Below are 12,230 nucleotides of genomic sequence, written 5' to 3'. Positions count from 1 at the left end.
CAACTGCTGAAACACCTGCGCCGCGACCGGCATTAGCCGTCGCGGCGTTTTACCATTGAATTCCCGTCCTTTTGCGGCGGGGCACAGAACATTTTTAGGAGCGCGTCATGGCTGTTGGTCTTGGTCCTTTGCCTGTTTTGCACCCGGTGGCCGGTTTTGAACTGGGTATCGCTTCTGCCGGTATCAAGCGCGCAGGGCGCAAGGACGTGGTGGTTATGCGCTGCGCCGAAGGCTCCAGCGTGGCGGGTGTGTTCACCCTCAATGCGTTTTGCGCAGCGCCCGTGATCCTGGCCAAACAACGTGTGCAAGGCCCGGTACGTTATCTGTTGACCAATACCGGTAATGCTAACGCCGGTACCGGTGAGCCGGGGCTGATCGCTGCAACCCGTACCTGCGCCAGGCTGGCTGAGCTGACTGGCGTCGATGCCAGTGCCGTGCTGCCGTATTCCACCGGGGTGATTGGCGAGCCGCTGCCTGTCGAGAAGATCGAAGGCGCACTGCAGGCCGCCCTGGACGATCTGTCCGAGAACAACTGGGCTGAAGCTGCAACCGGCATCATGACCACCGACACTCTGCCCAAGGGTGCCAGCCGCCAGTTTGAGCACGAAGGCGTGACCATCACCGTGACCGCCATCAGCAAGGGTGCGGGCATGATTCGTCCAAACATGGCCACCATGCTGGGCTATATCGCCACTGACGCCAAAGTTGCTCGCGACGTGTTGCAAAACCTGTTGCTTGACGGTGCGAACAAGTCGTTCAACCGCATCACTATCGATGGCGATACCTCAACCAACGACTGCTGCATGCTGATTGCCACCGGCAAGGCTGCCCTGCCTGAAATCAGCGAAGCCAGCGGCCCGCTGTTTGCCGCGTTGAAACAGGCGGTGCTGGAGGTCTGCATGGAAGTGGCACAGGCCATCGTGCGTGACGGTGAGGGTGCTACCAAGTTTGTCACCGTTGAAGTGAATGGCGGCGCCAATCATCAGGAATGCCTGGACGTGGGCTACACCGTTGCTCACTCGCCATTGATCAAGACTGCGCTGTTTGCCTCTGATCCGAACTGGGGTCGTATTCTGGCTGCGGTCGGCCGCGCTGGCGTGCCGGATCTGGACGTCAGCAAGATCGATGTGTTCCTCGGTGAAGTGTGCATTGCCAGCGGCGGCGCCCGTTCGGTCACTTACACCGAAGAACAGGGCTCGGCAGTGATGGCGCGCGAAGAAATCACCATCCGCATCGAGCTGGGTCGTGGTGCCTGCAGCGAGACCATCTGGACCACTGACCTGTCCCACGAATACGTGAAAATCAACGCCGAGTACCGTACCTAAGTCGTCTCGACATCACGGGGCCGTCAGCCGATCCTGCGCAGGCAGCACCGTGATGCCTTGAGGGCATCAGATCTTCCCCCTATTTTTCAAGGTGTCCGTGTATGAGCCTTCACCTGATCATTGGCGACAAGTTGCACTCATCGTGGTCCCTGCGTGGCGCATTGGCGCTGGATCTGGCGGGTGCTCACTACACTGAGACACTGATAAAACTGGGTCAACCGGATACCCGGGCACTGATCCTGCAACACTCGGCAACGGGCAAAGTACCGTTGCTCAAGACCGAACATGGCACCATCGCCGATTCATTGGCGATTGCCGAATACCTCAATGAACGCTTCCCTGCGGGCCAATTATGGCCGGCAGACGTTGCTGCGCGGGCGCAGGCACGGTCGGCGTGTGCGCAAATGCACAGCGGTTTTTTTGCCTTGCGAGGCAACCTGCCATTTGATTTGAGCCATGATCAAGCGCTGGTACTCATGCCGGCCGAGGCCCAGACCGACATCGAACGCATCACTGCCCTGTGGGCGGAGTGCCGTGCCGTGGCTACCGAGCCCGGGCCGTACCTCTTTGGACGGTTAAGTGTGGCTGATGCGTTTTTCGCGCCGGTGGCCGTGCGCCTGCGTACTTATCGCGTGGAGCTGTCAGCAGAAGATCAAGCGTATATCGACGCCATTTACCAATGGCCTGCGTTCAAAGCCTGGCAACAGGCCGGATTAGAGGAAGTACAAGGGTGAAACGAGTTCATGTGGCTGCGGCCGTTATCCGAGGCACAGACGGCAATATTCTGATCGCTCGTCGCGCCGACACTCAGCATCAGGGCGGTCTGTGGGAGTTTCCCGGCGGCAAGGTCGAGGCCGGGGAGTCGGTCGAAGCGGCATTGGCGCGCGAGCTGAAAGAAGAACTGGGCATTGTGGTCAAGGCAGCCCGGCCTTTGATCAAGGTTCAGCATGACTACCCCGACAAGCAGGTTCTGCTGGACGTGTGGGAAGTTTCGGCGTTTACCGGCGAACCTCATGGTGTAGAAGGTCAGCCATTGGCCTGGGTCAGTCAGCGCGAGTTGCTGGACTACACGTTCCCTGAAGCCAACCAGCCCATTGTGGCGGCTGCCCGCTTGCCCGATCAGTACCTGATTACTCCGGATGGCCTTCAAACCCCAGAGCTGTTGCGTGGCATCCAGAAGGCTATTGCTGGCGGGATCAAGCTGGTTTCGCTGCGTGCACCCAATGGATACGACCCCAAATACCGTGACCTGGCTGTGGATGCGACCGGCCTGTGTGCTGGCAAAGCGCAGTTGATGCTCAAGGGGCCGCTGGAGTGGTTGGGGGACTTCCCTTCGGCCGGCTGGCATCTGACCGCCGCGCAACTGCGCAAGTACGCCGCCAAGGGCCGGCCATTAGCCAAAGACCGCTGGCTGGCCGCTTCATGTCATAACGCCGAAGAACTGGCGCTGGCTGAACTGATGGATGTGGACTTTGTGACCCTGTCGCCGGTGCTGGCGACCCAGACTCACCCGGATACACAACCACTGGGTTGGGAGCAGGCGCAGCAACTGATTGCCAATTTCAGCAAGCCGGTATTTTTGCTGGGTGGGCTCGGTCCTGATGATCGTCCGCAGGCGTGGCAGATCGGAGCCCAGGGCGTGGCGGGTATTCGGGCGTTCTGGCCGCAGGTTTGATGTAATCTGGAGGCTGTTGCGCGTCCAGCGGCGTCATACGCGCTCTGTAGCAGCTGACGAGTAGAACGAGGCTGCGTTCGGCTGCGCAGCAGTCGTAAAACCATGCGGCTCGGTGTTTCAGAGCTACCGCGTCTATTGGGTTTACGACGACTGCGTCGTCGGACGCAGCCTCGTTCTACTCGTCAACGACTACAAATGAACTTCATCAAGCCTTTGGTTTAGCTGCCGCCTGCCAGAGGATCTCGGTAACTCCCTGGCGCTTGGCAATCAAGCGCGCGGCGACAAACAGCAAGTCAGACAAGCGATTGATGTACGCCAGCCCCACACCTGCCAGTGGCTCCAGTGCATTGAGCTGCTGGCAGCGACGCTCGGCGCTGCGCGCCAGGCTGCGGCAAACATGGGCCTGGGCAATCAGGCTCGAACCGCCTGGCAGTATGAAGTTCTCCAGCGGCCCCAACTCCTCATTCCAGCGATCGATCGCGGCTTCAAGCCGTTCGATCTCAGCCGCGTTGAGTGCCTGGTATTGCGGCATCGCCAATTCACCCCCCAGGTCAAACAAGCGGTGCTGACAAGGTTCAAGTACTTCAATCAGCTCGCCAAGGCCCGGATTCTGCGCACTGTGCTCAATAAGCCCGGCCAGCAGCAGGCCGACCTGACTGTTCAGCGTATCGACTTCGCCGATGGCCTCTATACGCGGGTGATCCTTGGGAACGCGGCGGCCGTCGCCAAGCCCTGTTTCGCCCTTGTCGCCGGTTCGGGTGTAAATTTTCGATAAGCGAAAGCCCATGTTTACAGTTCCACGTTGGTTGGTTCGGGGGAGGTCGGCTGGTTGCCGGCCAAAGGCAGGCGCAGGGTAAAGCAGGTGCCTTGGCCCTGAGCTGAGTGCACTTCCATTTGGCCCTTGTGGTTGTTGGTAATGATGAAGTACGACACGGACAGGCCAAGCCCTGTGCCCTGACCAACTTCCTTGGTGGTGAAGAAGGGTTCGAAAATTCGTTTGCGAACAGCCTCGGGCATGCCTACCCCATTGTCTTCCACCTGTATTTCCGCCCAGGGCGGGTTAAGTCTGGTGCGCAGGGTTATGCGCCCCGGCTCGCTCTGGTAGCCACGTTGATGAATGGCCTGGGCGGCGTTCTTCAACAGGTTGAGCAATACTTGTTCCAGTTCGTTGGGGATAACGGGAACCGGCCCCAGTTGCGGGTCGAACTGGCGGACAATGGCTTGCCCCATGAAGTCAAAGCCAATGGTCAAGTCAAAATCATTGCTGGCGATGTCCAGAGCCTGATCAATCAGGGCCGACAGATCACAGGGGCTCATCTGGCGATTGCTGCGGCGGCTGAAGCTGAGCATGTGTGTGACGATTTTCGCGGCACGTGCCCCGGCCTGTTGAATACCATCAAGTAATTGCGGGATTTCCCGGGCCTGCAGGTAGTGATTAACCACCTCCAGGTCTATGCCGGTCTGCCCGGCTTGTTCGATGTTCTTGGGCAAGTCGCTGGACAGGCGTCGGCGAATGTTCTGCACGTTATGCAGGATGGCCCCCAACGGATTGTTGATTTCGTGAGCCATGCCGGCAGCCAGGCCACCAACGGAGAGCATTTTTTCGGATTGCACCATCATGTCTTCCAGCGACAGGCGTTGGGTGATGTCATCGATACGGATCACCACGCCGCGCCCACCACCGCCCATGAGCGGGTAGAAGGTCAAGGCATAATGGCGGGCGTCTTCGCCCTGAGCCCAGGTAACCCGTTCGATTTTTGCGACCTGATGGTGCTCAATCGTGTCCTTGAGTTGCGGCAGGAACGGCTTGAGAGGTGTAAATGCCAACTCTATGGGCTTGTTTAACGCTTCATCCAGTTGTGTACCGGAGAGGGCGCTGGCTTCCTGGTTCCACTGGGTCACATAGAGCTTTTCGTCCAGTGCAATCAGTGCAGAAGGCATGGAGCCGATAATGCAGTTGAGATAGTTCTGAAAGCCGGTGAGTTTCTTCTCTATTTTGCTGCGTACCTGGACTTCCAGCTCCAGTTTGCGATTGGTGTTGCGAGTTTCTTCGGCCAGCGACTGCGCTTGATCGTACGCCTGGCGGGCCTCGTCACGTGCGCGCTTGAGCTCTTGATCGCGTACTTCAATGCGCGACAACATGGTGTTGAATGCCTCGGCCAGGCTGCCGATTTCATCATTGTTGCCGGGCGCTGCGCGTAATGCGTAGTTTTCTTCGCGGGTAACCTGACGAGACAATTCTTCGAGGTGGTGAATGGGCTGGGTGATCAGGCGCTTGATCTGGCTGGCCACCATGAACCAGAGCAAGACGCTGAATACCAGGATGCCCAGGCTGGCCGTAAGCGTGCCGGTGTAGAACGCCATCGGCAGTTCGCTGCTGGCGATCAGCAGCAGATGCCCGGGCGGTTGGTCGCCGTTGTGCAGGTGGGTGATTTGATGGCTGCGCAGTTCGGTAAGGCTCCAGGCCTCAAGCTGGCGATAGTGCTCCGGGAGCGGCAGGTGTTCGCCATGCTGCAATTGCACCAGTAGGTTACCCGCGCTGTCATACACCGCCGCTGCACGCAGGGGGGCGTAGCTGCCGATCTCGTTGAGCAGCGCTTTGGCGCTCTGCGGCGAGTCCAGCGCGTGGGTGATCAGGTCAGGGTTTGCAGTCAGCTTGCCCAGGGTTTGCAGGGCTTGAGGAGCGGTACTCTCGTGGGAAATCCAGTACGCCACGCTGATAAACGTCAAGTTAGCCACCAACAATACGGTGGCCAGCAAGACGAGCAGGGCGGCCAGCAACTTCTGGCCTACCGGGAGGTTTTCAAGGCGCTGGCGCAAGGGCATGAGATGGCCATTTGATAAAAAACACAAGGCCAGGGTAGCGCGGCCCTCAGTTGCAGGGCAATCCGCGCTGGCGCAGGTGTTTGCTCAAGCGTTGGTGCAGATCATGCAAATGCGCTGCGGCGAACTGCCGGTTGCGGGCGGCTGTGCAAGCGTAGCCCAGCAAGTAACCGATTTCGGTGCGTCGGCCCTGGCTGACATCTTGATGCATCGATGAGTAATTGTTGGCCGTGGCCTGGATTACTCGGTGAACCTCGGTGGCTAGGTCGATAGCGGCTTGTGCCTGGCCGCAGTGTTTCAGCAAGGCGCTGAGTTCGGCGCACAGGGTGCTCACTTCTGCATCATGGGCTTGCAAGCCGCCGTTGCGGCAATCATGGAGCACCGTCAGTGGGTTGATCGCACAGTTCAGGGCCAGTTTGCGCCACAGCCTGCTCAGAATATTCGGGCTCCATTCGTGGCTGATACCGCTGAGCTCAAGCGCTGTTAGCCATTGTGGGGCAGGGCCCTGCCGGGGGTCGCCCAACCAGGTATGACCACGCCCGGCAAATACTACGCGCCAGTCGCCATCGCGATAGGCGCCTTCAGTGCTGGAGGCGAAGATGCAGCGCGCATGGGGCACCTGCGCGGCAACGGCCTGCTGACTGCCGAGGCCATTTTGCAACAAGATCAGTTCGGCATCCGGGGTCAGGCGTCCGGCTATCTGCTTGACGGCCTGCTCGGCGTCGTATGCCTTGCATGTGACCAATAAATGCTGAATCGGCTCGTCGGTTTCAGGTGTTTGCGCACTGATGGCCCATTGTTGCGAATCTTCGCCTTCAATCAGGGTTAACCCTTGCGCGGCTTTATAGGCTTGCAGGCGGTCATCATTGCGCAGGATGAGGGTGACGGGCAGGCCGGCGCGTGCCAGCCGTGTTGCCCACAGCATTCCCATGCTGCCTGCACCTAAAATGTGCCAGGTCGTTCCAGCATGTGCCGGTGCGTTTGGGGGAGTTTGTGGGATAGCCGAATCTGGCATGTGAGCTCACAAGTGAATGAAGACGAAGAACCGCTATAATGCCCGCGCATTTTAACTGTCAGGCCAGGCGTGCTCCATCTGTGTTGAGCACGCCCTTTATTATTGGAGAAATTACATGCCGTCGTTCGACGTGGTATCCGAACTGGACAAGCACGAAGTCACCAACGCCGTCGAGAACGCCGTCAAGGAGCTGGACCGTCGTTATGACCTCAAGGGCAAGGGTACTTTCGAGTTCAAGGAAAAGGATTTGACGGTCAACTTGACCGCTGAAGCCGACTTCCAGCTCGAAGCCATGATCGAGATCCTGAAGCTGGCACTGGTCAAGCGCAAGATCGACGTTCAGTGTCTTGAGGTCAAGGACGCTTACGCTTCGGGCAAACTGATGAAGCAGGAAGCCGTGCTCAAGGAAGGTATTGATAAAGAGCTGGCGAAAAAGATCGTCGCTCATGTCAAGGACGCCAAGCTCAAGGTTCAGGCCGCCATTCAGGGCGAGCAAGTGCGTATCACCGGCAAAAAGCGTGATGACCTGCAAGAAGCCATTGCTGCGTTGCGTGCCAAAACGTTCGACATGCCTCTGCAGTTCAACAACTTCCGCGACTGATCATCGCCCGGGGAACCTCTGGCGATCATTGACGTCCGATTTTCCCGGGCGTTGCAGAAACGATTGAGCTGCCAGGGTGGCTTGATCGTTTTGCTGAATAAATGACGCTGGCAGGTAATGGCGTGAGGAGATGTAAATGGATTTGAACACTGAAGTCGATCACTTGATCAAGGCCTCGCAGGCCTGGATTCCGATGATCATGGAGTACGGAAGTCGTGTGCTGCTGGCACTGGTTACGCTGGCTGTAGGCTGGTGGCTGATTAATCGCCTGACGACCAAGATCGGTCAGTTGCTGGCATTGAGGAAGGCCGATCTTGCGCTGCAGGGCTTTATCAGCAGCCTGGCCAATATCATTCTCAAGGTGCTGTTGATCGTCAGCGTTGCCTCGATGATTGGTATTCAGACCACCTCGTTTGTCGCGGCCATCGGTGCGGCAGGTCTGGCCATTGGCCTGGCGTTGCAGGGCAGCCTGGCCAACTTTGCCGGCGGGGTGCTGATTCTGTTGTTTCGCCCGTTCAAGATCGGTGACTGGATTGAAGCACAGGGTGTGAGCGGGACTGTCGACAGCATTCAAATCTTCCACACGGTGCTACGCACCGGTGACAACAAAACCGTTATCGTGCCAAACGGCAACCTGTCCAACGGCATCATCACCAACTACAACCGTCAGCCGACACGCAAGGTGGTGTTTGATGTGGGCGTGGACTACGAGGCGGATCTGCAGAAGGTGCGTGAAGTGTTGCTGGCGCTGGCCGATGACCCGCGCGTGCTGAAACATCCTGCTCCTGTTGTGGTGGTGACTGCCCTGGGCGAAAGTGCGATCACCATGTCGCTGCGTGTTTGGGTTAACACGCCGGATTACTGGGATGTGCTGTTTATGCTTAACGAGCACTCCCGTGATCGCTTGAAAGCCGAAGGTGTTGATATTCCTTTCCCACAGCGTGTAGTTCGTGTGGTTCAGGAAGTGGCTGCGGAATAAGGCCGGACACTGCATCTGATAGTTGAGTCGGGTACGGGTAAACAATTAAAGGGGCGAATGCCCCTTTAATTGTTTTTGTCGCTTGTGGTCGCCGTTGCGAATGCAAGATCGGACACATATGCATAACTGATAATTAGTTGCATTCGATGTTGTTAGTTAGCTTGCTATATAACTTGGTTTTATGTCGGCCAATAAAAAGCCACGCCCTGAGACAGGTGCGTGGCTTTCACTAAACAGTGTGTTTGCAACTAGAGCCCTAAGGCCTTGGTTACAAGATGTTCAGTGGGTACTCGGCAATGATACGTACGTCGTTGTTGTCTGTGCCGTTCACGCTGTTGTTGCCGTTGGTGCGGTAAACCGCGCTACGCAGACGCAAGGACAGGTCTTTGGCCGGGCCTTCCTGCAATACGTATTTGGTCTCGAAGTCGAACTCGTGCTCTTTGCCTTCGCCCGTGCTGGTGGAGATGTTGTCACCTTTCACGTAGCGCGCCATGAAGCTCAGACCTGGCACGCCGTAGCTGGCCATGTTCAGGTCGTAGCGACCCTGCCAGGAACGTTCGTCACGCTGTTTGAAGTCGGAGTATTGCACGGAGTTGGCAAGGAAAATGGTGCCGTTGCCGTCTACGCCGTAGTAGTAAGCGCTGTCACCGGTAGAGCGCTGGTGAGCGATGGTGAACTTGTGGGCACCCAGGCTGTAGGCGGCTGCCAGGCTCCAGATCTTGTTGTCCACGTCACCAGCACGTTCCTGGCCCTGGCTGGAAGTTCTGTAGCCGTTGAAGTCGAAGTTCAGGGCTTGAGACTCTGCGATTGGCAGGGTGTAGTTCAGGTTGATGTACTGCTTCTTGAAGTAGTCATCAACATCGGATGCGGCAATGCCGCCGACGAAGTTGTCAGTGAACTGGTAGGTTGCGCCGGCAATATTGGCGGCGGTCAGGCCTGGCTCGCCCTTGCCGTTGATGCTGTCACGGGCCATGCCGGTTTGGGAGCTCAGTGCGGTGAAGCGACCTGCGTTCAGCTCCAGGCCTTTGATTTCCTTGCTGGTGATCAGGGTGCCGGTAGCGACCTCTGGCAGCAGACGGCTGTCGTCAGTGGAGAAAACCGGGCTGGCGACGAACTGGTTGCCGTATTTCAGCTCAGTGTCGGACAGGCGGAATTTGACCGCGCCGCCGATTTTACCTTGGGTATCTTCCGGAGAACCGTCGCTTTTGCTGGCGAACAGATCGTTGCCCTGGCGACCAGCGCCGCCGTCCAGGCGTACAGTACCCATGGCGAAGGCATCAACACCGACACCAATAGTGCCTTGGGTGAAGCCGGACTGGTAGTTGAGCAGCTCGCTCAGACCCCAATCTTCACGGTAGCCGCTTTTGAACGTGCCATCGGCCTGCTGCTTGTTGCCAGCGCCGTTACGGAAGTCGCGGTTCATGTACAGCATGCGGGTTTTGGAAGTCAGCGTGCTGTCTTCAACGAAACCTTTTGCGTCGTCCTGGGACGAGGCCATTGCGAACTGCGTAGTACCGGCTGATACAGCCAGGGCGATCATGCTCCACTTCATCACGCGCATCGTGATTTGCTCCTTTGGTTTTTAGGAAGAGTACTGCCGCCCCACCTTGGTTTATTATCTGGGCGGCTCTTTCTTTTTGTGTCGGCGCAAACTTATATCACGCCGGCAATATTGGCGATACTTGCGCTCATAAGCTTTCAGCTTCTTTACAGCTATGTCGCAAATGGCACCTCGCATGTCGCTGACGCGCAGCTTAGAGCTGTTTTTCAGCCTCTATCCAGTGCTGTTTTTCAGTGCGGGCAAATACTTGATTTCGCGTTGCCTACAATGAAAGATCCAAATTCCTACGGCGTAACTATTGTTATTTATCGTCAGGTTGCTGTGCTCCTGCTCAGACCTGGCGACTGTGTTAAAGGTGTATGCAACAAGCATGCTCAAACGCCTGGGCAGATGAAAAATAAATAATATTGTGCGTTTTTGAGTTGTGAGGCCTGATCTTGCTTGGGTCAAACGGCGATAAGGCTGCGCACAAGGTGTTGTTTTTTGTTGCAAGGAGTCGTTCTTGTCCTCGATGTACGCCGAAAGCGTTACCGGTTAACACCCACTGGGGTGGCAGGTGACGTTTTGGCGCACTAAAAGCATCCGTTTTGTGCCGTTTTGGTGCACAAGTGTTCGTGTGCTGTTGATTGGGCGTGCAGCCAGGCATTTCACCCGGGCATGTACGGTTGGCAGCGTGATGCCGGTCGCAATCAAGGGTATCCTTGGTTTCTGTCATCTGGCCTGCGGTGAATGTCACCCGGTGCCGGGTTGTGCTGAAATGAACGGTCAAACAGGAGAGCTCCCAGTGTTCGCTTTGGATACACGTCTTCAAGAGGATACCTGGCTGATAGGGGACTTCCCCTTGTGCCGCTTGCTGCTTTCCAATGATTCAAATTACCCCTGGTTTATCCTGGTGCCGCGGCGCGAGGGTATAAGCGAATTGTTTCAATTGGATGACGCCGATCAGCAGCAGATGTGGGCTGAAACCACGGCTTTGGCGCGGGTGCTGAAAGAGTTGTACGTTGCGGATAAAATGAACGTTGCCACACTGGGTAATGTCGTCAGTCAGTTGCATATGCATGTGATTGTTCGTTACCAGACTGATGTGGCATGGCCAGGTCCGGTATGGGGCAAGCATCCTGCAAAGCCGTATGCGCCGGCAGATGTACGTGCTGTCCGGGACAGGCTGGCGTCGGCTGTTGACGCAAGTTTTACTATTTCGGAGGGTTGATCGTGACGCTTGAAGCGCGAGTGATGGACCTTGAGAGCCGCTTGGCTTTTCAGGATGACACCATTCAGGCACTGAATGATGTGCTGGTGGCCCAGCAGAATGCAGTGGATCGTCTGCAGATGCAGATGGCAGCCTTGCTCAAGCGCCAGGAGGAAATGGGCGGGCAGTTCGAGTCATTTGAAGAAGAGGCTCCGCCACCGCACTATTGATTGTTTTGTGCGGGCATAAAAAACCGCGATTCAGCCAGGCTGATCGCGGTTTTTTTTCAGCGCTGAATCAGCGGCGCGGCAATGCAGCAATCACATCTTCTGCTTGCAGGCCCTTGTCGCGGTTCATCACCGAAAACTCGACACGTTGTCCTTCCACCAGAACACGGTGGCCTTCGCCGCGAATGGCGCGAAAGTGAACAAAAATATCATCGCCGGAATCGCGGGAGATAAAGCCGAAACCCTTTGAGGTGTTGAACCACTTGACGGTCCCGGTATCGCGGTTGGTCATGTCATAGTTTTGCGAGGACGACGAAGGTGAAGATTTGTAGAAGCTGACAGCCAGATGAAGCAGCACGGCAACAACGGCAGGTGTCAGGCCCAGAAGTACAGCTGGCTGGTCACCGATCGGCAGTAGCAGGCCGAACAGGGTCAGTGTTTGCAGAACAACGGAAAGCACCAGCAGGGCGCTGACCAGGTTCTGCAGTTGGTGGCGCGGGCCTTTATTCCAGAACGGAATGACTGGGGCCAGTGTCAGGTTCAGCAGGCCAAAAAACGCCAGGTAAAGGGCATCAGGATGTTGTAGGTAAGGTAAGGCTTCGGGTTGCAGGCTGGGAATAAAGGACAGCAGCAAAGCCGCTGCACCCGTTATCAGGTGGACGATTTTCAACATTTCAATGACTCACATTAAGATAGATCGCAAGGAAGAGCTGATTGCACACGGTTCGCTTCAGAAAAAATGGAGGCGCTGGACACGTGAGTTCATCAGCCTATGCGCCCTCGCCAGAGGCGAAAATTGGGCAACACGCTGCCTATTTAACAGCAAAGCTTGGGT

Annotated in this window: 13 protein-coding genes; 8 read left to right on the top strand and 5 right to left on the bottom strand. The window is 56.9% G+C overall.

Translation table 11 applies throughout. The features are described from left to right. The first annotated feature begins 107 nt into the window (after positions 1-107). From argJ to AC19YQ_RS17835, 3 genes are all read left to right on the top strand, one after another. The gene (gene argJ, locus AC19YQ_RS17845) at positions 108-1,325 is read left to right on the top strand and encodes a bifunctional glutamate N-acetyltransferase/amino-acid acetyltransferase ArgJ (RefSeq protein WP_338648648.1); all 1,218 of its coding nucleotides are present in this window, start codon (positions 108-110) and stop codon (positions 1,323-1,325) included. Positions 1,326-1,426: 101 nt separating this feature from the next. Further along, positions 1,427-2,059 (top strand): glutathione S-transferase family protein, encoded by a 633-nt coding sequence (locus AC19YQ_RS17840; protein WP_338648646.1) that lies wholly within the window; start codon positions 1,427-1,429, stop codon positions 2,057-2,059. After that, a complete protein-coding gene (locus tag AC19YQ_RS17835; protein WP_338648643.1) occupies positions 2,056-3,000 on the top strand; it encodes a Nudix family hydrolase in 945 nt (314 codons plus the stop codon). The genes AC19YQ_RS17840 and AC19YQ_RS17835 overlap by 4 nt, the downstream gene beginning before the upstream one ends. A 205-nt stretch (positions 3,001-3,205) precedes the next feature. Here the strand turns inward: AC19YQ_RS17835 and AC19YQ_RS17830 are convergent, their stop codons facing one another. Genes AC19YQ_RS17830 through AC19YQ_RS17820 form a run of 3 tightly spaced genes read right to left on the bottom strand, consistent with a single transcriptional unit; the run spans position 3,206 to position 6,748 of the window. Beyond that, positions 3,206-3,787, bottom strand: coding sequence for a cob(I)yrinic acid a,c-diamide adenosyltransferase (locus AC19YQ_RS17830; protein WP_326397524.1), 582 nt, complete (start codon positions 3,785-3,787; stop codon positions 3,206-3,208). 2 nt (positions 3,788-3,789) lie between these two features. Further along, the gene (locus AC19YQ_RS17825; protein WP_500595613.1) at positions 3,790-5,826 is read right to left on the bottom strand and encodes a sensor histidine kinase; all 2,037 of its coding nucleotides are present in this window, start codon (positions 5,824-5,826) and stop codon (positions 3,790-3,792) included. A gap of 46 nt (positions 5,827-5,872) precedes the next feature. Then, the gene (locus AC19YQ_RS17820; protein ID WP_326399008.1) at positions 5,873-6,748 is read right to left on the bottom strand and encodes a putative 2-dehydropantoate 2-reductase; all 876 of its coding nucleotides are present in this window, start codon (positions 6,746-6,748) and stop codon (positions 5,873-5,875) included. 205 nt (positions 6,749-6,953) lie between these two features. On the opposite strand from AC19YQ_RS17820, the gene AC19YQ_RS17815 reads away from it, so the two are divergent. Continuing rightward, positions 6,954-7,439, top strand: coding sequence for a YajQ family cyclic di-GMP-binding protein (locus AC19YQ_RS17815; protein WP_007906601.1), 486 nt, complete (start codon positions 6,954-6,956; stop codon positions 7,437-7,439). 136 nt (positions 7,440-7,575) lie between these two features. Beyond that, on the top strand, positions 7,576-8,418 hold the full coding sequence (locus AC19YQ_RS17810) for a mechanosensitive ion channel family protein (protein ID WP_326397527.1): 843 nt from the start codon (positions 7,576-7,578) through the stop codon (positions 8,416-8,418). Positions 8,419-8,686: 268 nt separating this feature from the next. Here the strand turns inward: AC19YQ_RS17810 and AC19YQ_RS17805 are convergent, their stop codons facing one another. Continuing rightward, complete coding sequence (locus AC19YQ_RS17805) at positions 8,687-9,979, bottom strand: OprD family porin (RefSeq protein WP_500595612.1); 1,293 nt, start codon at positions 9,977-9,979, stop codon at positions 8,687-8,689. A gap of 6 nt (positions 9,980-9,985) precedes the next feature. Here AC19YQ_RS17805 and AC19YQ_RS17800 point away from each other — a divergent pair, with 6 nt between their 5' ends. The 3 genes from AC19YQ_RS17800 (at position 9,986) to AC19YQ_RS17790 (ending at position 11,398) form a co-directional block, all read left to right on the top strand. Beyond that, positions 9,986-10,384 (top strand): hypothetical protein, encoded by a 399-nt coding sequence (locus AC19YQ_RS17800; protein ID WP_500595611.1) that lies wholly within the window; start codon positions 9,986-9,988, stop codon positions 10,382-10,384. A gap of 379 nt (positions 10,385-10,763) precedes the next feature. Further along, positions 10,764-11,189 carry an HIT family protein gene (locus tag AC19YQ_RS17795; RefSeq protein WP_326399010.1) on the top strand — a complete coding sequence of 142 codons (426 nt, stop codon included), beginning with the start codon at positions 10,764-10,766 and terminating at the stop codon, positions 11,187-11,189. 2 nt (positions 11,190-11,191) lie between these two features. Then, positions 11,192-11,398: a SlyX family protein gene (locus tag AC19YQ_RS17790; RefSeq protein WP_029611570.1), complete on the top strand. Its 207-nt coding sequence runs from the start codon at positions 11,192-11,194 to the stop codon at positions 11,396-11,398. Positions 11,399-11,465: 67 nt separating this feature from the next. Here the strand turns inward: AC19YQ_RS17790 and AC19YQ_RS17785 are convergent, their stop codons facing one another. Beyond that, positions 11,466-12,068: a cold-shock protein gene (locus AC19YQ_RS17785; protein WP_095029645.1), complete on the bottom strand. Its 603-nt coding sequence runs from the start codon at positions 12,066-12,068 to the stop codon at positions 11,466-11,468. Between the last annotated feature and the right edge of the window lie 162 nt (positions 12,069-12,230).

The sequence above is a fragment of the Pseudomonas sp. MF06569 genome (genome assembly GCF_059862735.1).
The sequence above is the reverse complement of the archived record's forward strand: the minus strand, read 5'-3'. Positions and strand labels throughout refer to the sequence as shown.